This is a genomic window from Kitasatospora sp. NPDC034023, assembly GCF_055575795.1.
This window is the reverse complement of record NZ_JBVIRY010000057.1, coordinates 1-23,021: the sequence shown is the minus strand read 5'-3', so window position 1 is coordinate 23,021 and position 23,021 is coordinate 1. Positions and strand designations below refer to the sequence as shown.

Sequence of the window (23,021 nt, the reverse complement as noted above, 5' to 3'; positions counted from 1 at the left end):
GCGCGTGTGCGCCGACGGCCGGTCAGGCGGCTGGTGTGAGTGCCGTTTCGGGGGCGAGCGTGCTGGTGCTGAAGTTGTCGACGGTGCAGCGCAGCCGGCGCAGCAGCCGGTCGCGTCCGACGATGGTGATCCGGTCGACGCCGAGGCCGGCCAGGGTGGCCACCACGCCGGGCCAGTTCATCGGGCGGACGAATCCGCCGAGCAGCCAGGCCGAGGCCTGCGAGGCGCTCTCCACCAGCGAGCCGTCCTGGTCGGAGACGATCGGCACGCGCGGGTCGCGCAGCCGGTAGCGGGCGAGGACGTCCTGCTCGACGCGGTCGCGCAGCGGGCCGAAGATGCTCGCGTGCGCGGGCGGGCGCATCGTGTACAGGGAGTAGCCCCCGCTGTCGCCGATACGGCGCTTGAAGCCGTCCAGGGCCCGTTCGGAGAGCGAGACCATGCAGAGATCGTGGTCGAGCCGGGAGGAGACCTCGTACCACTCCCCGGCGTCGGCGAGTTCGGCGAGCAGCTCGTCGAGCAGCTCCGGGCCGATCTTGACGAAGGAGTGGGTGACGATGTCGCGGTGGTGCTCGGTGAAGTACGCGGCCTCGCAGCGGGCGGTCTCGGCGACCAGGCTTACGGCCTCCTCGAAGGGCAGCACGCCGGCGTGCGCGGCGGCCGCCGACTTGCCGAAGCTGACGCCGGCGCAGTAGTCGGCCGGCTCCTGCCGGCCGGTGGCCAGACCCCACTCGACCAGGGCCAGCGAGGCGACGAAGGAGGCCACCTGCGCGGTCTCGGAGTAGTCGTCGTCGCTGTCGCGCAGCGCGTCGAAGACGCTGTGGCCGAGCACCTCGTCGGCGGCCGCGAAGTACTTCCGCGCGCCGGCGTTGACCACCATGAAGCGGCCGAAGTCGGCGAAGCGCGAGGGGCCCATGGCGGGGAAGACGAGTGCGTTGCTCCCCGGCTCACCGGTCGTCATGTCAGCCCGTTCTGTCGGCGGTTCGGGACGGGACGGGGCCGGCCGGCGGTGCCGGGGGCAGGGGTCCCGGTGGAACACAACCGCGCCGGCCGGGGCGGCCGCCACCCCTGTCGGCACCCCTGCGGCCCCTAGGCCGGCGGCCGCGGCGGACCCTCGCTGACCAGGGGTTGTCGGGGCGGGCGGCGTCCGCCTAGCGTCGGTGGCGGCGAACGACGCCCGGGGACGACGGCACCCGCTACCTGAGGACGCACGCGATGAGGATTGCTTGCTGGCAGGCCGCGTGCGGCTCCCCCGACGTCCCGCACCTGGTGGCGCGGCTGCGGGAGGCGGCCCGCCGGGCCGCCGAGGCGGGCGCCGAGCTGCTGGTCGCGCCGGAGATGACCCTCGGCGGCTATCCGCTGCGGCCCGGCAACCTGGCCGAGGCCTCCGGGCCGGTGGACGGCCCGCACTGCGCGGCCGTCTCCGCGGTCGCCCGGGAGTTCGGCATCGCCGTGGTGCACGGCTGGCCGGAGGACGACGGCACCGGCGTCTACAACGCGGCCCGGTTGGTGGGCCCGGACGGCGGCACCCTCGCGGCCTACCGCAAGGCGCACCTGTTCGGCGACGTGGACGCCTCCCGCTTCGCCCCGGGCGACCGCGGCGTGGTGCAGGCCCGCCTCGGCGGGCTGACCGTGGGGCTGCTGGTCTGCTACGACGTGGAGTTCCCCGAACCGGTGCGGGCGCACGCGATGGCCGGCACCCAGCTGCTGCTGGTGCCGACGGCGCTGATGCGGCCCTGGGACGTCGTCGCCAGGACCCTGGTGCCGGCCCGGGCCTTCGAGAGCCAGCTGTACGTGGCGTACAGCAACTGGATCGGCGCGCACGGCGGCCTGGACTTCTGCGGGCTGACCACGGTGGCCGCGCCGGACGGCACGCGGGTGACCCTGGAGGAACCCGTCGAGGGTCTGCTGCTGGCGGACGTCGACCCGGCCGTGGTGGCGAAGGCGCGCGCCGACACTCCCTATCTCCACGACCGGCGTCCCGAGCTCTACGAGGGTCTGCCCGCCCGACTGGGCTGACCCTGTGGGCTGGGCCCCGAAAGGTGTCCCATGTCTCCCGGTACCGGCGCGTTCTCGCGTGAACTGACCGCCCCGCTGACGATGTTCGGCCCCGACTTCCCGTTCGCCTACGACGACTGGCTGGCTCATCCGGCCGGGCTCGGCCGGGTGCCGGCCGAGCGGCGCGGCACGCCGGTCGCGGTGGTGGGCGGCGGCGTTGCGGGCCTGGTGGCCGGCTACGAGCTGCTGCGGCTGGGCCTGCGCCCGGTGGTGTACGAGGCCGGGGAGCTGGGCGGCCGGATGCGGGCGGTGCCCTTCCCGGCGGATCCGGCGGTCTCGGCCGAGATGGGCGCGATGCGCTTCCCGCAGTCGGCGCGGGCGCTCTTCCACTACGTGGACGCGCTCGGTCTGGAGACCAGTCCGTTCCCCAACCCGCTGTCGGCGCACACCCCGAGCACCCTGGTGCACCTGAACGGCGAGCACCGGGTGGCGCGGACGGCGGAGGACCTGCCGCCGGTGTACCGGGAGGTGTCGGACGCCTGGGAGAAGACGCTGCTGGAGCAGGCCGAGCTGGCGGTGGTGGAGGCCTCCGTCCGTCGGCGCGACGCCCCGCTGCTGAAGGCGGTGTGGAACCGGATGGTGCGCACCCTGGACGACCAGTCCTTCTACGGCTTCCTGGCGGCCTCGCCGTACTTCCGCTCGTTCCGGCACCGGGAGATCTTCGGACAGGTGGGATTCGGCACCGGCGGCTGGGACACCGACTTCCCCAACTCGATCCTGGAGGTGCTGCGGGTGGTGTTCACCGGCGCCGACCAGGACCAGGTGCGGCTGGTCGGCGGGACCGGCGGGTTCGTGGACGGGCTGTGGACGCGCCCGGCCGGCCCGGGCGGGCACTGGCCGGCCGGTACTTCGCTGGCCACCCTGCACGGCGGGCGGCCGCGTCCCGGGGTGCGGGCGCTGCGCCGGGCCGGCGACGGCGTGGAGGTGACGGACGCCGACGGGGTGTCGGAGCGCTACGCGGCGGTGGTCTTCACACCGCACGTGTGGACACTGCTGAACCGGGTCGCGTGCGACCCGGCCCTGCTCTCCCAGCAGCACTGGACGGCGGTGGAGCGGACCCACTACATGGGCGCCTCGAAGCTGTTCGTCCTGACGGACCGGCCGTTCTGGCTGGATCGCGACCCCGCCACCGGCGCGGACATGATGAGCATGACGCTCACCGACCGTGCGCCGCGCGGGGTCTACCTGTTCGACCAGGGCGGCCCTGATCGGCCGGGCGTCATCTGCCTGTCGTACACGTGGAACGACGACTCGCTGAAGTTCGCCACGCTCAGCGACGAGGAGCGGCTGGAGGTCCTGCTCGCGCGGATGGCGGAAATCTATCCCACGGTGAATCTCCGCAGGCATATCATCGGACCGCCCGTTACGGTGACTTGGGAGACCGAGCCGCTGTTCATGGGCGCCTTCAAGGCGAACCTGCCCGGACAGTACCGCTATCAGCGGAGGCTGTTCACCCAGTTCGTGCAGGACGGCTTCCCGGCCGGTCAGCGCGGGTTCTTCCTGGCCGGGGACGACGTCTCCTGGACGGCGGGATTCGCCGAGGGCGCGGTCACCACCGCACTCAACGCGGTATGGGGCGTGGTGCACCACCTCGGCGGCGCCACCGACCCGGCCAATCCCGGCCCCGGGGACGTCTTCGACGAGATCGCGCCGCTCCTCCTGCCGGAGGAGTGAGCGCACGCCTCGTGGGCAGGCATGCGGGTGTCGGGCTGGGTAGCGATGGGGGACGGCAGCGGTGGACGCTAGGTGGGGGCTGGGCCCGGGACGGCCGGGCACGAGGCGACCGGACCTCGGGTGTCGGGAGCCGTGCCGGTCCGGCCCGCCGCCCCGGAGCCGGACGGAGGCCGGCGGCGGCGCAACACCGGACCGGGCAGGACGGGCGATGGCACAGCTGATCAGCGCGGCGGAGACGACCTGGGTGAAACTGCTCACCGGTCTGGCCGCCGACGAGTTCGCCGAACTGCTGGAGTCACTCCGCCCCCTCGCCGGAGACGACGGGCCGCGGGCCGGCCGGCGCTGGGCTCTCGGACTGGAGGACCGGGTCCTGCTGGTGATGACGTACCGGCGAACCGATCTGACCATGCGTGAGGTGGCCACTCTCTTCGGCATCTCGAAATCCGCCGCCGACCGCATCGTCGGCCACCTCGGCCCGCACCTGGCGTTCACCGGCACGCTGCGCAGCCGCCGCTGCCGGCTGATCGTCCGGGACGGGACCGCGAACGACACCGGCGGCGTCCCTCCGCAGGACGGCGACCGCTCCGACTGCCGGCAGCCGTAGGTCACTGCCCTCAGGCCCCGGACATCGGCCCCGGCCCGGCGGGTCGCATCCCGCGCCGACCGCGGCCGGACCCGCCGCACACAACCGCTCCACCTCACGACCACCGAATCGCCCACCCACGGACGGCCGGTTTCCCTCAGCAGCACTCCGCTGCGGGAAACCGGCCGTTCGCTTGTATGTCCGAGTAATTACGGGACAGTTACGGAAATGAGCGACCCCGGACGGCGCCGGCGGGTACCCCTGTTCGGAAGTTGACGGCTCCGGGCCGCCGCACGGGCGGGCGGCAGCCCGGCGAGATGGGCGATTAGCCCGGATTTGCGGCTTCGACCCCGCCGAACGGGGGCCCCTACCCCTACCCCTAGGGCTCCTAGCGGCTACCAATCTTGATCAGTTCCTGATGGCAGGTATCGTCCGGCGGGGTTCGGCAGTGTTATGTTCTGACCAGTTGTCCCGCAACTCCTTTTCACGGCCTCGGCAGACGGCCACAGTGGCGGAGCGGACGGGCATGCAATCCGTGCGATCGCGATTCTGGTTGAATCCCGGATCATTCTTCATTCGGGCCGGACCGGAATTGTCGCCGCCAGTTCACCGGGGGAACAGTGTTCAACGCTATGGGATATGGCATTCAACACGTTGGGAACAGGCAGCCGAACGGATCGCCTCGAAACAGATCCAGACGCACCGTCAACTTCGTTTTCTCGCCTGCCAGTCAGTGAGGCGAGCGGCGCCGCCAGCGAGGACTCGCCCGGTGGGCAGCGGTGCCGACGCCCCGATCCCGGCGAACCGACGCCCCGTCGACCGGCCCCCGCGAGCCGAGGCCCGGAGGCCTGCCGGGAACGCCTTTGAACATTCCGTGCCGCCGTGCGCGAACGCGCCCCCGTACCCGGGCATTCGCCACGGTCGGCTGTCGGGAACCGAAGCGAGGAGCCCAGCACATGACGCCCCGAACCGAATTGATCGAACGTGGCGAGGAATTGCTCCAGCTGAGCCGAATCACCACCGACGCACTGAACGGGGTGGGAGCGGTCGGCCTGGTGGCAGGACCGGTCGCCACCGGCAAGAGCGTCCTGCTCAGCGCACTGTGCGAGCAGGCCCACACGGCAGGCTTCGTCACCCTGCGTGCCGTCGGGGCGCAGGCCGAGGACCACACGCCGCTCAGCATCGCCGGCCAGCTGCTGCGCCACGCCCCGCTCAACCCGGCGCGCCACGAGCACGTCCAGCGCCTGCTGCGGCTCGCCGTCACCTCCGCCGCGGCCGCCGGGACCGATGCGCCGCCCGCCCTCCACGCACGGACCGGCCCGGACTCCGACGCGGGCCGACCGGCCCGGCTCTGCGGCGATCTGGTCCAGGAACTCTGCGCCGTCCTGTTCGAACTCTCCACCGTGTCGCCGATCCTGATCTGCGTCGACGACGTGCACCACGCCGACGAGCACTCCCTGCAGTGGCTGCTCTTCCTGATCCGACGGCTCGGTTCGGCCCGGATCGCCGTGGTCCTGGCCGAGCGCACCGCCTCCCAGCACCCGCAGCCCGCCTTCCACGCCGAACTGCTGCGCCAGCCGAACTGCCGCCGTGTGATGCTCGGCCCGCTCAGCCACGACGGCGTCAGCGCCCTGACCGGCGCACGGCTCGAGGACGGCCGGCGCACCGTCGGGCAGCGCGACGAGGAGCTCGCGGCCCCCGAGCTCTGCGCCCGGGTCGATGCCCTGACCGGCGGCAACCCGCTGCTCGTCCACGCCCTGCTGGACGACCTACGGACCTGTACCCGGCTGCCCTCCGAAGCCCGGTCCGCCACTCTGGGGGCCGGCTACGCCTTCTCCCAAGCCGTCGTCAGCTGCCTGCACCGCAGCGAGGCCTCGGCGCTGGCGGTCGCCCGCGGCATCGCCGTCCTCGGCGACGAGAGCTGCGTCCAGGTGCTCGGCCACCTGGTGGACCGCTCCCCCGCCTCGGTCGAACGCGTGATCAGAGGTCTCGACTCGGCCGGCATGCTGGAGCACGGCCGCTTCCGCCACCCGGCGGTGCGCACCGCCGTCCTGCACGACACCGACGCCGGCGAGCTCAGCCGCCTGCACTTCCGCGCCGCCCACCTGCTCTACACCCGGGGCGCCCCCGAGCGGGCCATCGCCGAGCAGCTGCTGGCCTCCACCGAACCCGGCGAGGCCTGGAGCACCAAGGTGCTCTGCGACGTCGCCCGCGAGGCGCTGGTGGACGGCGACGCCGCACTGGCCCGGCGCTGCGTCGAGCACGCCCACCGCAGCTGCACCGACCGCCGCCGGCGCGGCGAGGTGCTGACCCTGCTGGCCGGCGTCGAGTGGCAGCTCCAGGCCGGCAACGCCGTCCGCCACCTGCCGCAGCTCACCTCCGCCCTGCGCTCCGGCGACCTCGGCGAACGCCAGTCCGTCGTGGTGCTCAAGTACCTGCTGCGGCACGGCCGGCTCACCGAGGCCTCGGCCATCCTCGAACACATCATCGGCCAGCAGTGGACGGTCGAGAGCCGCACCGCCGCCGAACTGCAGACCGTCAAGCTCATGCTCTCCAGCTCCTACCCCGGCGCCATCGCCGACCTGCCGCCGCTCGGTCCCTGCCGGGTCGACGAGGGGCACACCCCCGCCGCCGTCCGGGCCGACCCGCAGCTGCAGGCCGCCGCCGTCCTGGACGAGGTGCTCAGCGGGCGGGCCCGCGAGCACACCTTCCTCGCCGCCGAACAGGTCCTGCGCAGCCTGCGCCTGACCTACCGCTCGTGGGAGCAGGCCGAGTTCGCCCTGCTCGCGCTGATCTACGGCGACCAGCTGGACCGGGCGGCGCTCTGCTGCGACCAGCTGCTGGAGCGGATCGGCAACGCCGCCGAGGGCTGGCGCCCGCCGCTGCTGGCGCTGCGCAGCCAGATCGCCGCCCGCCAGGGCCGGCTGGCCGACGCCGAACGCGACGCGATGGCCGCCCTGGAGGCGATGCCCTGGCAGGGCTGGGGCGTCAACATCGCCCTCCCGCTGGCCACCCTGCTCTGCGCGCAGACCGCGATGGGCAAGTACGAGGACGCCGCGGAACTGCTCAACCGCCCGGTGCCGCAGGCCATCTACAAGACCCGCTACGGCCTGCACTACCTCTATGCGCGAGGCGAGTTCCGGCTGGCCACCAACAACTCCCAGGCCGCCCTGGACGACTTCACGATCTGCGGCGAGATGATGCAGGACTGGGACCTCGACCTGCCGAGCGTGGTGCCGTGGCGCGGCGCCGCGGCCCGGGTGCACCTGCAGGCCGGCGACTCCCAGAAGGCCAGGGTGCTGATCGACGAGCAGACCCGGCGCCTGCAACCAGGGCCGTCCCGCTCCCGCGGCATGACGGTGCGCCTGAGCGCCGCCGTCGCCGAGCTCAAGCACCGCCCCTCACTGCTGCGGCAGGCCGTCGACGAGCTCCAGCGCAGCGACTCGCCGATCGAGCTGGCGCTGGCGCTCGCCGACCTCGGCTACACCCACCAGAAGCTCGGCGACCACAAGCGTTCGCGGATCATGATGACCCGCGCCTGGCAGCTGGCCAAGGAGCACCGGGCCGAGCCCATCCAGCGCGGCCTGTCGAACCTGTTCTCCGACGTCCGCGAGGAGGTTCCGCAGACCGCAGGGGGCGCCTCTGCGGGCGGCCTCAGCGACGCCGAGCGCCGGGTCGCCTCGCTGGCCGCGCTCGGGCACACCAACCGCGAGATCGCGCGTGAGCTGTTCATCACCGTCAGCACCGTGGAGCAGCACCTGACCCGGGTGTACCGCAAGCTCAAGGTCACCCGGCGCAGCGACCTGCCGGGCGAACTGTGCCTGGCGGCCGGCGGGGGCACCGCCGGCTACGCCTGATCCCCGATCGCTCCCGCAGCCCGCTCCGCGCTCCGCACCGGCGCGGCAGAACGACCACATCACCTCTCCTCATGCGCCGTCGGCCCCGCTCGCCCAGCGGGGCCGACGGCGTACTGCCGCCCGGTCAGGCGGAGTGCGCGGCGAGCCCGTCGGTGATCTCGGCCAGCACCTCCCGCTGGTGCGCGGCGAGGTAGAAGTGGCCGCCGGGGAACACCCGCAGCCGGAAGTCGCCGGTGGTCTCCTCGGCCCACGCCTTGGCCTCCTCCACGCTGGACTTCGTGTCGTCGTCGCCGATCAGCGCCACGATCGGGCTGCTCAGCGGCCCGCCCTCCGGGCGGCGGTAGGTCTCGATCGCCCGGTAGTCGTTGCGGATCGCCGGGAGGATCATCCGCAGGATCTCCTCGTCGCCGAGCAGTGCCGTGTTGGTGCCGCTGAGCGTCTTCAGCTCCGCGACCAGGCCGTCGTCGTCGCGCAGGTGGACCCGCTCGTCCCGGTGGGTGGCCGGCCCGCGGCGCCCGGAGGCGAAGAGCACGGCCGGGGCGCGCCCGTCCGCCTCCAGCCGCCGGGCCAGTTCGAAGCCGAGGACCGCACCCATGCTGTGCCCGAACAGGGCAAGCGGGCGGTCGTCCTCGACCGGGGCGAGCACCCGGTGGATGCGGTCGGCGAGCTCGGCGACCGTCCCGATGCCGGGCTCGGAGCGGCGGTCCTGCCGGCCGGGGTACTGCACGGCGAGCACCTCGATGCCCGGCGACAGTGCGGCGGACACCGGGAAGTAGAAGCTCGCCGAGCCGCCGGCGTGCGGCAGGCACAGCAGCCGCACCGGGGCGTCCGGGGCCTGGTGGAAGCGGCGGATCCAGAGGTCGTAATCGGCGGGGTCGGGCGCGGTCATGCGGGATCTCTCTCTTCGGTCGAAGGACGGGTGGGTGGGTCGGTGGGTCGCGGTTGTGCGGGGGGGGCCGTCCCGGCCCGCCGGGGGTCGGGCCGGGACGGCGCGGACGGCACCGGCACTCGGGGCCGGTGCCCGTGGCGGTGCCGGCGCCGCCGCGGCGGGAGGCGCCGGCACCTGGCTCAGCAGACCTCGCGCAGCCAGTTCTCGATCAGCCCGGCGGTCGCGGCGGCGTGCTCCTCCATGACGGTGAAGTGGTCGCCGAGACCGTCGAGCACGGTGTGCTCGTGCGGCCAGGAGGCCCGGGCCCCGCTGGTGAGCGCCTCGGCGCCGGCGCCGGGCGCGGAGAGCGACTCGGGCGCCCGCACCAGCAGCGTCGGAGCGGCGATCCCCGCCGGGCGCCAACCGGTGAACAGCCGCAGGTAGCCGCCCATCGCGGTGAGCCTGGCGTCGTCCATCGGCACGTACGCACCCTCGCGCGCCAGCATCGCGCCGGTCAGCACGGGCAGCAGCTCGGCGACGGAGGCCGCCCCGCCGCCCGCTGTCGGGGCGCCGGGCGCGGCGGGCGCCGTGAAGGAGTAGGTGTCGACCAGCACGACGGCGGACGGTCCGGCGCCGAGCTCCTCCAGCCGGGCCGCGGTCGCCTGGGCGAGCAGGCCGCCGGTCGAGTGGCCGAGCAGCACGAACTTCGCGCCGTCGGCGACCCGCAGCACGCTCTGCGCCGCCAGTTCGAGGATCGCCGCCGCGTCTGCGGGCAGCCGCTCGCCGTGGAGGAAGCCGGGCAGCGGCAGCGCGTTCACCGCCCGCCGCCCGCGGAAGGCCGCGGCCAGCCGGGCGTACTGGTGCGGCCCGGAGATCGCCAGCAGCGAGGGCAGGCAGACCAGCAGCGGCTGCTCCGGCCCCTCGGCGAGCCGGACCGGCTCCATCGCGGGCGCCGACGCCGACGCGGCCTCGGCCGCGTCGAAGGCCGGACGGAAGCGCGAGGCCGCGAACAGCAGCTCCATGAACTCGCCGCTGCGGCCCGTCGCCGCCGCCGACCGCAGCAGGGCGCCGATGCTGCCCAACGGCCGCCCGCTCTCCCCGTTGCCGGCCGCCGGCTCCGTACCCGGCCCGTCCGTCGCAGCACCGGACGTCCGGGACGCCCCGAGCAGGGTACGCAGCCTGGCGGCCACCAGCCGCGGCGCCGGGTGGTCGAAGAGCAGCGTCGCCGGCAGCCGCAGGCCGGTGGCCGCGGCGAGGCGGTTGCGCAGCTCCACGGAGGTCAGCGAGTCGAAGCCCAGCTCCAGGAAGGCCCGTTCGGCGTCCACGGCGTCCGGCCGCGGGTGACCGAGCACGGCCGCCGCGTGCATCCGGACGAGCTCCAGCAGGATGCCGTCCTGCTCCTCGGCGGACCGCCCGGCCAGCCGCTCGGCCAGCAGCTGCGGCGAGGAACCGCCGGCCGCCGCGGAGCGCCGCAGCGGGATGCGGACCAGGCCGCGCAGCAGCGCGGGCACCCGGCCGGTCGCGGCGGCGCCGGCCCGTACCCCGGCCAGGTCGATCCTGGCCGGTACCAGCAGCGCGCCACCGGGGCCGGCGGCGGGGTCATCGGCGTCGGCGGGGGCCCGGGTGGCGCCGGCGAGCGCCAGTGCGGTGTCGAAGAGGGCCAGGCCCTCGGCGGAGGAGAGCCCCATGACGCCGCCGCGGGCCAACCGCCGGACGCCCTCCTCGCCGAGGTCGCCGGTCATGGTGCTCTCCTCGGCCCACAGGCCCCAGGCGAGCGCGGTCGCGGGCAGGCCGGCGGCGCGGCGCCGCTCGGCGAGCGCGTCCAGGAAGGCGTTGGCGGCCGCGTAGTTGCCCTGGCCCGCCATGCCGAACACGCCGGCGGCGGACGAGAAGAGGACGAACGCGGCCAGCGGGTGGCCGGCCGTCAGCTCGTGCAGGTTCCACGCCGCGTCGACCTTCGGGCGCAGCACGGCGTCGAGCCGTTCGGGGGTGAGCGAGGCGAGCAGGCCGTCGTCCAGCACACCGGCGGCGTGCACGACGGCGGTCAGCGGGTGCGCCAGGCCGTCGAGCAGCGCGGCCAGGGCGGCGCGGTCGGCGACGTCGCAGGCGGCGAGCGTCACCTCGGCGCCGAGCGCGGTCAGCTCGGCGGACAGCGCGTCGGCCCCTTCGGCGTCCGCACCCCGGCGCGAGACCAGCAGGAGGCGCCGCGCGCCGTACGCCGTCACCAGGTGGCGGCTGACCAGCGCACCGAGCAGGCCGAGCGCGCCGGTGACCAGCACCGTGCCGTCCGGGTCGAGCGCGGGCCCCGTGGCGTCGGCCGTGTCGGTGGAGTCGGTGGCGTCGGGCACCCGCGCCAGGCGCGGGGCGAGCGCGTCCCCGGCGCGCAGGGCCACCTGGGGCTCGCCGCAGTCGGCGGCACGCGGCAGGACGTGCAGCGAGGCCGGGTCGGCGTCCAGATCGACCAGGACGATCCGGTCCGGGTGCTCCGCCTGGGCCGTCCGCAGCAATCCCCACGCGGCCGCCGCCGCCAGGTCGCCGGGGGTCGCCGGGCTGTCGGCGGTGGCCTCCGGATCGGCGGGGGCCGTCGCCCCGCGGGTCACCACGACCAAGCGGGAGTCCGCGAACGGCTCCAGGTCGAGCCACTGCTGGAGGAGTCCGAGCAGGGCGTGCAGCCGGGCACGGGTCGCGGACACCGGGTCCGTCCCGTGCTCCGACGGTCCGCCGAGCAGCGGGAGGACGACGGTACCCGGGGCGGCCGCACCGTCCGCGACGGCGGCGGACAGCGCGTCCAGCCCGCCGTACGGGGTCGCCCCGCCGAGGCCGAGCAGCCGAGCCGCATCCGCCGCAGCACCGGCACCCGGGCCGCCGAGGTCCGGCTCCGCGGCCAGGACCGCCCAGCCCTCGCCCGGCGCGCTCGCGGCGGGCGGGCCCAGCGGCACCGGCGACCAGTCGACCCGGAACAGCGACTCGTGGAAGGCCGTCCGACCCGCCGACAGCCGGTCCACCGCGACCGGCCGCAGCACCAGCTGCTCGACCGTGGCGACCGGCGCGCCGGTGCCGTCCGCCACTGCCAGCGAGACCGCGTCGGCGCCCTGTGCGGTGATCCGCACCCGCAGCGAGGCAGCCCCCGCCGCGTGCAGGCGCACCCCGCCCCAGGCGAACGGCAGCCGGGCCTGTCCGGCACCGGCCAGCACACCGCCGAGGCCGATGGCGTGCAGCGCGCCGTCCAGCAGCGCCGGGTGCAGTCCGTAGCGGGCTGCCTGGTCGTGGCTCTCCTCCGGCAGCTCCACCTCGGCGAACAGGTCGCCGTCGCGGCGCCAGGCCGCGCGCAGGCTCCGGAACAGCGGGCCGTAGTCGAACCCGGCCGCCGCGAAGCCCTGGTAGACGGTGTCGACCGGGACGGCCTCGGCAGCGGCCGGCGGCCACTCGGACAGGTCGGGGCCGGCGTCGGTCGAAGGAGCTGCGGACAGCTGGCCGGCGGCGTGCCGGATCCACGGCTCCTCCGCCTCGGCAGCCTCCGCCCGGGAGTAGAGGCTGACGGTGCGCCGGCCGCCGTCGTCCGGTGCGCCGACCCAGAGCTGGACCTGCACCCCGCCCTGCGCGGGCAGGAACAGCGGTGCCTCCAGAGTCAGTTCGTCCAGCCGGTCGCAGCCCACCTGGTCGCCGGCCCGGACGGCCAGCTCCACGAACGCGGTGCCCGGCAGCAGCACCAGCTCACCGACGGCGTGGTCGGCCAGCCACGGGTGCGAGTCCAGGTCGAGCCGGCCGGTGAACAGGTACCCCTCGCCGTCGCCGTCGGCCAGCGCGAGGGACGCGCCGAGCAGTGGGTGGTCGGCGGACCCGAGACCGGCCGAGGTGACGTCGCCCAGCCAGCCGGTCAACGGGCGCGGCCAGTAGTTCTCCCGCTCGAAGGCGTAGGTGGGGAGTGCGAGCGGCGGGACGGCGGTGGTGCCGGCGAAGGCGGCGGCCCGCCAGTCGACGGCCACGCCGCGCACCCACGCCTCGGCCAGCGAGGCCAGCACCCGGCGCGAGCCGCCCTCGCCGCGGCGCAGCGTGCCCACGGTCACCGCGTCGTGCCCGGCCGCCTCGGCAGTGTCCTGCACCGCCATCGCCAGCACCGGATGCGCGCTGACCTCGATGAACGTACCGACACCCTGCCCACGCAACAGGGCCTCGGTCGCCTCGGCGAACCGGACGGTGGTACGGAGGTTGGTGTACCAGTACTCGGCATCCATGGCGGAACCGTCGACCAGCTCACCGGTCACCGTCGAGAACACCGGCACCGAGCCCGCCCGCGGACGGACCTCCGCAAGGACCTCCAACAGCTCGGCACGGATCGACTCCACCTGCGCGGAATGCGAGGCGTAATCCACCGGGACACGACGGGCACGAACGCCGTCCACCTCACACGCGGCCAACAACTCCTCCAGAGCGGCCGGCTCACCGGACACCACCACCGCCGACGGACCGTTCACCGCCGCGACCGACACCCGATCCCCGTCACCGAGACGCTCACGCACCTCCTCCACCGGCAACGCCACCGAGACCATGCCACCCAGACCCGCCAGACCACCCGCGATCGCCCGGCTGCGCAACGCCACCACCCGGGCACCGTCCTCCAACGACAACGCACCCGCCACCACCGCGGCAGCGATCTCACCCTGCGAATGACCCACCACCACACCCGGCTCCACACCGGACGCACGCCACACCTCCGCGAGCGACACCATCACCGCCCACAACACCGGCTGGACAACGTCCACCCGATCCATCCACGCATCACCCTCGACGCCCCGAACCACCTCCAGCAGCGACCAGCCGTCCACGAACGGCGCCAACGCCGCCCCACACTCCGCCATCCGCCCAGCGAACACCGACGACGACTCCAACAGCTCCACCGCCATCGCGGCCCACTGCGAACCCTGACCAGGAAAGACGAACGCCACCCGGCCCGCCGAACCGCTCACGCCCCTGATCTGACCGGCCGACACGCCGTCGGCCGCCAGGGTCTCCAGGGCCGCCCGGAGCTCGGAACGGTCGGCGCCGACGAGCACGGCACGGTGTTCGAAGGCAGCTCGGGTCGACGCCAGGGCGACACCGACCGCCTCCGGCGCGGTGTCCGGTTCGCCGTCCAGCAGGTCGAGCAGCCGCTGGGCCTGGCCGCGCAGCGCGCCGGCCGTGCGGGCCGAGAGCACCCACGGCAGACCGGAGGTGAGCGCGACCAGCGGTGCGCCGTCCTGGTCCGCCGCTTCCACGGCCTCTGGTTCCGGGGCCTGCTCCAGGATGATGTGGGCATTGGTGCCGCTGAAGCCGAAGGAGGAGACCGCCGAGCGGCGTGCCCGCCCGTTCTCCGGCCAGGGACGGGCTTCGGCGAGGAGTTCGACGGCGCCGGCCGACCAGTCGACGTGCGAGGACGGCTCGCCCACGTGGAGGCTCTTCGGCAGCACCCCGTGCTGCATCGCCAGCACCATCTTGATCACGCCGGCCGCCCCCGCCGCCGCCTGGGTGTGGCCCATGTTGGACTTCACCGAGCCGAGCCAGAGCGGACGGCCCTCCGCGCGCCCCTGACCGTAGGTGGCGAGCAACGCCTGTGCCTCGATCGGGTCGCCGAGGGTGGTGCCGGTGCCGTGCGCCTCAACGGCGTCGACCTCGCCGGCCGTCAGCCCACCGCTCGCGAGCGCCTGCCTGATGACCCTCTGCTGGGACGGGCCGTTGGGCGCCGTCAGGCCGTTCGACGCGCCGTCCTGGTTGACGGCACTGCCGCGGACGATGCCGAGCACCGGGTGGCCGTTTCGCCGGGCGTCGGAGAGCCGCTCGACCAGGATCATGCCGACGCCCTCGCCCCAGCCGGTGCCGTCCGCGTCGTCCGAGAACGCCTTGCAGCGGCCGTCGGCGGCCAGGCCGCGCTGGCGGCTGAACTCCACGAACGTGCTCGGCGTCAGCATCACCGTCACACCGCCCGCCAGCGCGAGCGACGACTCGCCGGTGCGCAACGACTGACAGGCCAGGTGCAGCGCGACGAGCGAGGAGGAACACGCCGTGTCGATCGTGACCGCCGGCCCCTCCAGGCCGAAGGTGTAGGAGACGCGGCCGGAGGCGATACTGCCCGAGGTGCCGGTGCTGATCTGGCCCTCGGCTCCCTCCACCGACTGCTGGAGCACCATGGCGTAGTCGTTGTACATCACGCCGACGAAGACACCCGTGCGGCTGCCGCGAACCGTTCGCGGGTCGATGCCGGCCCGCTCGAAGGCCTCCCAGGACGTTTCCAGCAGCAGCCGCTGCTGCGGGTCCATCGACATCGCCTCACGCGGCGAGATCCCGAAGAACCCCGGGTCGAACTCGCCCGCCCGGTGCAGGAATCCGCCCTCGCGGACGTACGAGGTGCCTTGGTGGTCCGGGTCCGGGTGGTAGAGGGTCTCGACGTCCCAGCCTCGGTCCTCGGGGAAGGCCGAGAGCGCGTCCCGCCCGTCGGCGACCAGTCGCCACAGGTCCTCGGGCGATTCGACCCCGCCGGGGTAGCGGCAGGCCATGCCGACGATCGCGATCGGCTCGTCGTCCAGGGCCGTGCTCACGTCGGCGGCGGCCTCCGGCAGCGCACCGAGCAGCTCGGTGCGGAGCTGCTCGGCGAGCGCGGCCGGGTTCGGGTAGTCGAAGACGAGGGTGGCGGGCAGCCGCAGGCCCGTGACGCCGTTGAGGCGGTTCCGCAGCTCGACGGCGGTCAGCGAGTCGAACCCGAGGTCCTTGAAGGCCCGGTCCGGATCCACGGCGGCCGCACCGCCGTAGCCGAGCACCTCCGCCACCTCGCCGCGCACCAGGTCGAACAGCAGGGTCTCCCGCTCCGCGGCACCGAGCGCCGCCAGCCGAACGGCCAGCGCCGACCCCGCGCCGACCCGGGACCCCGCGGCGGTGGCCCGGCGCAGCGGCGCCCGGACCAGCCCGCGCAGGACCGGCGGCAGCATGCCCGCCTCGGCCTGGGTGCGGAGTCCGGCGAGGTCGAGGCGGATCGGCACCAGGACGGCGTCGTCGCGGTCACCGGCGGCGTCGAGCAGGGCGAGGCCCTCGGCCGTGGACAGCGCCTGCACGCCGCCGCGAGCCATCCGCCGCACGTCCGCGTCGCCCAGCTCTCCGGCCATACCGCCGCCGTCCTCCGCCCACAGCCCCCACGCCAGGGACTGCCCCGGGAGACCCGCGGAGTGGCGGTGCTCGGCAAGGGCATCCAGGAAAGCGTTCGCGGCGGCGTAGTTCGCCTGACCCGCCGCACCGAACACCCCGGCCGCGGAGGAGAACAGCACGAACGCGGCGAGCGGACGGTCCTTCGTCAGCTCGTGCAGGTTCCACGCCGCATCCACCTTCGGACGCAACACGGCATCCAACCGCTCAGGCGTCAGGGACGGCACGATCCCGTCATCCAACACACCCGCCGTGTGGACGACCGCGGTCAACTCCACACCCGCCAGCACCACGGCCAGCGCGGCACGATCCGCCACATCACACGCCGCGAACGACACCTCCGCACCCAGACCGGCCAGCTCCGCCGCCAACTCCACCGCACCCGGGGCCGCTTCGCCACGACGCGACACCAACAACAGACGACGAGCCCCGTACTCCACCACCAGATGACGGGCCACCTGCCGACCGAGCGAACCCGTCGCACCCGTCAGCAACACCGTCCCCGCAGGGTCCAACGCCCGCAGACCCACGGCCGGGGAGTCCGTCCCGGCGGCCCGCATCAGCCGCCGGGCGAAGGCCTCGCCGGCGCGCAGGGCGAGGTCGGGCTCCTCGGCGTCGAGCGCATTCGGCAGGGCCTGCAGCGAGGCCGGGTCCTCGTCCAGGTCGATCAGGGTGATCCGGCCCGGGTTCTCCGACTGCGCCGAGCGCAGCAGGCCGTGCACCGCGGCGGCCGCCAGGTCCTTGCCGGAACTCGCGCCCCAGGTGACCATCACCAGGCGGGAGTTCGCCCACACGTCCGCTGCCAGCCACTCCTGCAGCAGCGCCAGGGTGTGCCGGACAGCCGCATGCGCGGCGGCCACCGGATCGGGGCCGAGCACAGTGGGGACCGGGAGCACCAGGATGTCGGGGACGGCCTCGGCCGTTGCCACCGCAGCCAGACCGGCGAAGCGGACCGCACCGGGCAGGCCCAGCCCGTCCTCACCCAGCACCCCGATCGACCCGGCCGACGCGGAGGACGGCAGGACCACCGGCAGCCACTCGGGGCGGAACAGCCAATCCTGCCGGCCCCCCGCCAACTGCTCAGGGGCGAAGGGCCGCAGGATCAGGGTGCCGACCTCGGCCACCGGCCGGCCCGTGCCGTCCGCCACGGCCAGCGACACGCCATCGGCGCCGACCGCGCCGATCCGTACGCGCAGCTCGGTCGCGCCGGCGGCGAACAGCGACACGCCCGACCAGGAGAACGGCAGCCGCCCCTGGCCGGTGTCCTCCAGCACCCGGCCCGCGCCGACCGCGTGCAGCGCAGCGTCGAGCAGTGCAGGATGCAGGCCGAACGATGTCGCCTCGGCCCGCGCGTCCTCCGGCAGCGCCACCTCGGCGAAGATCTCGCCGTCCCGCCGCCACGCCGCCCGCAGGCCCTGGAACACCGGCCCGTACGCGAACCCGGCCGTGGCGAAGGCCTCGTACACCTCGTCCACCGCGAGCGGCTCGGCACCGGCCGGCGGCCACTCGGCCAGGTCGAATGGGGCAGACGTACTCCCGCCGGTCGCAAGCACACCGGCAGCGTGGCGCGACCACGGCTCGTCCAGCGGTGCATCCTCCGGCCGGGAGAAGACCGCCACCGACCGGCGGCCGGAGTCGTCCGGGACGCCGACGGAGAGCTGCACCTGCACGGCACCGCGCGGCGGAAGCACCAGCGGCGCCTCCAGGGTCAGTTCCTCCAGCAGACCGCACCCGACCTGGTCACCGGCCCGGACCGCCAGCTCGACGAACGCCGTGCCGGGCAGCAGCACGCTGCCGGCCACGGCGTGGTCCGCCAGCCACGGGTGGGCGTCCAACGACAGCCGCCCGGTGAACACATGGCCGTCCGCGTCGGCGAGCGCCAACGAGGCACCGAGAAGCGGGTGGTCGGCCGCCCCGAGGCCGGCGGACACCACGTCCCCCACGAACCCGCGCAGCGGCCGCGGCCAGAAGTACTCGTGCTGGAAGGCGTAGGTGGGCAGGTCCACCCGGCGGGCACCGGTGCCGGCGAACACCGCCTGCCAGTCGACCTTCGCACCGAGCACGTGGAGTTGGCCGAGCGCGGTGGTGATGCTCTCCGGCTCGGGGCGGTCGCGGCGCAGGGCGGGGGTGAGGACGGCGTCGCTGTCCTCGGCGAGGCAGTGCTGCGCCATGGCGCTGAGCGTGCCGTCCGGGCCCAGCTCCAGGAACGTCCGGACGCCTTCGCCCTCCAGCACGTGCACCGCGTCGGCGAAGCGGACGGCCTCGCGAACGTGCCGCACCCAGTACTCGGGGTCGGTCAACTCGGCCGACACGAGCGAGCCGCTCAGCGTCGACACGATCGGGACCCGCGGCTCCGCGAAAACCACCTCGGCGGCCACGGCGCGGAACTCCGCCAGCATGCCGTCCATCAGCGGCGAATGGAACGCATGACTGACGGTGAGCCGCCTGGTCCGGCAGCCGTCGGCCGTCAGCTTCTCCGCGACGTCCAGGACGGCCTGTTCGGTGCCAGAGATCACCACGGACGCCGGCCCGTTGACGGCAGCGATGCCCACCTCGGCCGTCAGCAGCGGCAGCACGTCGGCCTCCGCCGCCTGGACGGCCACCATCGCGCCGCCGCGCGGCAGCGCCTGCATCAGCCGGCCACGCGCCGCCACCAGCCGGCACGCGTCCGCCAGCGAGAATACGCCCGCCACATGCGCCGCAGCCAGCTCACCGATCGAATGCCCCGCCAGGAAGTCCGGCCGCACACCCCACGACTCGACCAACCGGAACAGCGCCACCTCCAACGCGAACAACGCCGGCTGCGTGAACCCCGTCTCGCTGATCAGCTCCGCATCCGCGACCGCCTCACGCAGCGAACGCCCCAACAGCGGATCCAACTCCGCACACACCGCATCGAACGCAGCCGCGAACACCGGGTAGGAGGCATACAGCTCCCCACCCATCCCGACCCGCTGACTGCCCTGCCCCGCGAACAGGAACGCCGTGCGACCACCCGTCCCCGCAACCCCACGAACCCCTGCCGAGCCGCCCGCGGCCAGCGCCTCCAGACCGGCCAGCAACCGCGCCCGGTCATCACCGACCAGCGCCGCCCGCTGCTCGAACGCCGAACGGGCCGTCGCCAGCGTGAACGCCACATCGGTCAGCGCGAGACCCGGATCGGCCGCCAGCCGCCGCGCCAACCGACCGGCCTGCTCCCGCAGAGCCTGCTCGGTACGGCCCGACAGCACCACCGGCACCGGCCCAGGCACCGCGGGCACATCCACCGCGGGCACATCCACCGCAGGCACGTCCACCGCGGGCCCATCCACCGCATCGGGAAGCGCCTCCACCGCCGGCGCCTGCTCCAGGATGATGTGGGCATTGGTGCCGCTGAAGCCGAACGAGGAGACCGCCGACCGGCGCGGTTCGCCGGTCTCAGGCCACTCCTGCGCCTCGCTGAGGAGCTCGACGGCCCCTGCGGTCCAGTCGACGTGCGAGGACGGCTCGCCCACGTGCAGGCTCTTCGGCAGCACTCCCCGCTGCATCGCCATGACCATCTTGATCACACCGGCCGCACCGGCCGCCGCCTGGGTGTGGCCCAGGTTCGACTTCACCGAGCCCAGCTTCAGCGGGCGCCCGCCCGGGCGGCCCTGGCCGTAGGTGGCGAGCAGGGCCTGTGCCTCGATCGGGTCGCCGAGCGAGGTGCCCGTGCCGTGCGCCTCGACCGCATCGACCTGGTCGCCGGTGAGCCCGGCGTTGCCGAGCGCCTGCCTGATCACCCGCTGCTGCGACGGGCCGTTCGGCGCGGTCAGGCCGTTCGAGGCGCCGTCCTGGTTGACCGCCGACCCGCGGACCACGCCGAGCACCCGGTGGCCGTTGGCGAGCGCGTCCGACAGCCGCTCGACCAGGATCATGCCGACGCCCTCGCCCCAGCCGGTGCCGTCAGCGTCGTCCGAGAACGCCTTGCAGCGCCCGTCGGCGGCCAGGCCCCGCTGGCGGCTGAACTCCACGAAGGTGCCCGGAGTCAGCATCACGGTCACACCGCCGGCCAGCGCCAGCGTCGACTCACCCTGCCGCAGCGACTGACAGGCCAGGTGCAGCGCCACCAAGGACGAGGAGCAAGCCGTGTCGATCGTGACGGCGGGTCCCTCCAGCCCCAGCGTGTACGAGACCCGGCCGGACGCGATGCTGCCCGAGGTGCCCGTCCCGATCTGGCCCTCGGCTCCCTCCACCGACTGCTGGAGCAGCATGCCGTAGTCGTTGTACATCACGCCGACGAACACACCGGTCCGGCTGCCGCGCAGGCTCACCGGATCGATGCCGGCCCGCTCGAACGCCTCCCAGGAGGTCTCCAGCAGCAGCCGCTGCTGCGGGTCCATCGACATCGCCTCACGCGGGCTGATGCCGAAGAACGCCGGGTCGAACTCCCCCGCCCGGTGCAGGAATCCGCCTTCCCGGGCATAGGAGGTGCCCGGGTGGTCGGGGTCGGGGTGGTACAGGTTCTCCACGTCCCAGCCGCGGTCCTCCGGGAAGGGGGACACGGCGTCCCGCCCGTCGGCGACCAGGCGCCACAGGTCCTCCGGCGACTCGATCCCGCCCGGGAAGCGGCAGGCCATGCCGACGATGGCGATCGGCTCGTGCTCGCCGTCCTCCATCTCCTTCAGCCGTCGGCGTGTCTCGTGGAGGTCCGCCGTGACGCGCTTGAGGAAGTACCGGAGCTTGTCCTCGGCCGCCTGGTCTGCCGGCATGTCGGGTCACCTTTCAGGATGGTGCGGTGGGTCGGGCGGTGGCGGGGTCAGGAGATGCCGAATTCCTTGCCGATGAAGTCGAAGAGGTCGTCATCGGTGGCCTCCGCGAGCTCCTCGGTGACGGCGGCGTTCTCGGCCGGGGCGGCCTGCTGGTCGTTCCACCGGGTGAGCAGTGACTGGAGCCGGTGGGCGACCCTCAGGTGGCCCTCGTCGTCAGCCGGTGTCCCCACCAGCGCGGCCTCCAGCCGGTCCAGCTCGGCCAGCAGCGGCAGGACGGCCGCCGCCGGGTCGGGCACGGCCTCCGCCCGCAGCAGCGCCACCAGGGCCGCCGGAGTCGGGTAGTCGAAGACGAGGGTGGCGGGCAGCCGCAGGCCCGTGACGCCGTTGAGGCGGTTCCGCAGCTCGACGGCGGTCAGCGAGTCGAACCCGAGGTCCTTGAACGCGCGACCGGCATCCACGGACCCGGCGCCCGGGTAGCCCAGCACAGCCGCGACCTCGGAGCAGACGAGGTCCGTCAGCACGGCCTCGCGGTCCTCCTCGGGGACGCCCAGCAGTCGCTCCGCCAGCGACGGGCCGGCGGCGTGGACGGCCGTCCCCGCGGCCCGGCGCAGCGGCGCCCGGACCAGCCCGCGCAGGACCGGCGGCAGCATGCCCGCCTCGGCCTGGGTGCGGAGTCCGGCGAGGTCGAGGCGGATCGGCACCAGGACGGCGTCGTCGCGGTCACCGGCGGCGTCGAGCAGGGCGAGGCCCTCGGCCGTGGACAGCGCCTGCACGCCGCCGCGAGCCATCCGCCGCACGTCCGCGTCGCCCAGCTCTCCGGCCATACCGCCGCCGTCCTCCGCCCACAGCCCCCACGCCAGGGACTGCCCCGGGAGACCCGCGGAGTGGCGGTGCTCGGCGAGGGCATCCAGGAAAGCGTTCGCGGCGGCGTAGTTCGCCTGACCCGCCGCACCGAACACCCCGGCCGCGGAGGAGAACAGCACGAACGCGGCGAGCGGACGGTCCTTCGTCAGCTCGTGCAGGTTCCACGCCGCATCCACCTTCGGACGCAACACGGCATCCAACCGCTCAGGCGTCAGGGACGGCAGGATCCCGTCATCCAACACACCCGCCGTGTGGACGACCGCGGTCAACTCCACACCCGCCAGCACCGCCGCCAGCGCGGCACGATCCGCCACATCACACGCCGCGAACGACACCTCCGCACCCAGACCGGCCAGCTCCGCCGCCAACTCCACCGCACCCGGGGCCGCTTCGCCACGACGCGACACCAACAACAGACGACGAGCCCCGTACTCCACCACCAGATGACGGGCCACCTGCCGACCGAGCGAACCCGTCGCACCCGTCAGCAACACCGTCCCCGCAGGGTCCAACGCCCGCAGACCCACGGCCGGGACCGCGGCTTCGCCCGTCCTGGCCAGGCGGAGCGCGGTGGCGCTGCCGGCCCGCAGCGCGAGCTGCGGTTCGTCGGTGCCGAGCGCGCAGGACAGCGCCCGCTGCGAGGCGGGGTCACCGTCCAGGTCGATCAGGGTGATCCGGCCCGGGTTCTCCGACTGCGCCGACCGGAACAGACCCCGCACCGTGGCGGCCGGGAGGTTCGCCTCGCCCGCGTTGCGGGTGACGACGACCAGACGGGAATCCGCGAAGGCGTCCGCTGCCAGCCACTCCTGCACCAGCTCCAGGGCCTCCCGCACGGCCTTGTGCGTGGCCGCGGCAAGGTCAAACCCGGTCCCGACGGCGACCGGGAGCACCAGGATGTCGGGGGTGACACCGCCCTCGGCGATGTCCGCCAGGTCCGCGAAGGCGATCGCGCCGGCCAGGCCCAGGCCGTCCCCGCCCAGGACACCGATCACACCGTCGGGCGCCGACACCGGCAGCGAGACAGGAGTCCACTCCGGACGGAAGAGCGCATCATGGCCGCCCTGCGCGGCGAGCTGCTCCGGCGAGAACGCCCGCAGCACCAAGGAGTCGACCGTCGCGACCGGCGCACCGGAGGCATCGGCCACCGCGAGCGAGACCGCCTCGGCCCCCACAGCGGAGATCCTGACCCGCAACTCCCCCGCACCGGCCGCGTGCACGGA

8 protein-coding genes are annotated in these 23,021 nt (G+C 74.1%); 4 read left to right on the top strand and 4 right to left on the bottom strand.

All coding sequences use genetic code 11. From position 1 onward, the window contains the following. Nucleotides 1–22 precede the first annotated feature (22 nt). Nucleotides 23–958, bottom strand: coding sequence for an ACP S-malonyltransferase (locus ACZ52R_RS40370; RefSeq protein ID WP_465626375.1), 936 nt, complete (start codon nucleotides 956–958; stop codon nucleotides 23–25). Nucleotides 959–1,212: 254 nt separating this feature from the next. Here ACZ52R_RS40370 and ACZ52R_RS40365 point away from each other — a divergent pair, with 254 nt between their 5' ends. From ACZ52R_RS40365 to ACZ52R_RS40350, 4 genes are all read left to right on the top strand, one after another. Further along, nucleotides 1,213–2,016: a carbon-nitrogen hydrolase family protein gene (locus ACZ52R_RS40365; RefSeq protein ID WP_465626373.1), complete on the top strand. Its 804-nt coding sequence runs from the start codon at nucleotides 1,213–1,215 to the stop codon at nucleotides 2,014–2,016. 30 nt (nucleotides 2,017–2,046) lie between these two features. After that, the gene (locus tag ACZ52R_RS40360; protein ID WP_465626371.1) at nucleotides 2,047–3,729 is read left to right on the top strand and encodes a flavin monoamine oxidase family protein; all 1,683 of its coding nucleotides are present in this window, start codon (nucleotides 2,047–2,049) and stop codon (nucleotides 3,727–3,729) included. A 208-nt stretch (nucleotides 3,730–3,937) separates the two neighbouring features. Then, a complete protein-coding gene (locus tag ACZ52R_RS40355) occupies nucleotides 3,938–4,333 on the top strand; it encodes a helix-turn-helix domain-containing protein (protein WP_465755278.1) in 396 nt (131 codons plus the stop codon). Between the two features lie 935 nt (nucleotides 4,334–5,268). Continuing rightward, nucleotides 5,269–8,169 carry a helix-turn-helix transcriptional regulator gene (locus ACZ52R_RS40350; RefSeq protein ID WP_465626368.1) on the top strand — a complete coding sequence of 967 codons (2,901 nt, stop codon included), beginning with the start codon at nucleotides 5,269–5,271 and terminating at the stop codon, nucleotides 8,167–8,169. Between the two features lie 124 nt (nucleotides 8,170–8,293). Here ACZ52R_RS40350 and ACZ52R_RS40345 read toward each other — a convergent pair whose 3' ends face one another. The 3 genes from ACZ52R_RS40345 to ACZ52R_RS40335 all read right to left on the bottom strand — a co-directional run. Further along, nucleotides 8,294–9,058, bottom strand: coding sequence for a thioesterase II family protein (locus ACZ52R_RS40345; protein ID WP_465755277.1), 765 nt, complete (start codon nucleotides 9,056–9,058; stop codon nucleotides 8,294–8,296). A gap of 179 nt (nucleotides 9,059–9,237) precedes the next feature. Continuing rightward, complete coding sequence (locus ACZ52R_RS40340) at nucleotides 9,238–20,937, bottom strand: type I polyketide synthase (RefSeq protein WP_465755276.1); 11,700 nt, start codon at nucleotides 20,935–20,937, stop codon at nucleotides 9,238–9,240. Nucleotides 20,938–20,984: 47 nt separating this feature from the next. Then, on the bottom strand, nucleotides 20,985–23,021 hold a 2,037-nt coding region (locus ACZ52R_RS40335), incomplete at its 5' end, for a type I polyketide synthase (protein WP_465755275.1).

Excerpts from the sequence above, each read along its gene's own strand:
- ACZ52R_RS40360 (WP_465626371.1), top strand. The coding sequence starts at position 2,047 with ATGTCTCCCGGTACCGGCGCGTTCTCGCGTGAACTGACCGCCCCGCTG.
- ACZ52R_RS40350 (WP_465626368.1), top strand. The coding sequence starts at position 5,269 with ATGACGCCCCGAACCGAATTGATCGAACGTGGCGAGGAATTGCTCCAG.
- ACZ52R_RS40355 (WP_465755278.1), top strand. The coding sequence starts at position 3,938 with ATGGCACAGCTGATCAGCGCGGCGGAGACGACCTGGGTGAAACTGCTC.
- ACZ52R_RS40340 (WP_465755276.1), bottom strand. The coding sequence starts at position 20,937 with ATGCCGGCAGACCAGGCGGCCGAGGACAAGCTCCGGTACTTCCTCAAG.
- ACZ52R_RS40345 (WP_465755277.1), bottom strand. The coding sequence starts at position 9,058 with ATGACCGCGCCCGACCCCGCCGATTACGACCTCTGGATCCGCCGCTTC.
- ACZ52R_RS40370 (WP_465626375.1), bottom strand. The coding sequence starts at position 958 with ATGACGACCGGTGAGCCGGGGAGCAACGCACTCGTCTTCCCCGCCATG.
- ACZ52R_RS40365 (WP_465626373.1), top strand. The coding sequence starts at position 1,213 with ATGAGGATTGCTTGCTGGCAGGCCGCGTGCGGCTCCCCCGACGTCCCG.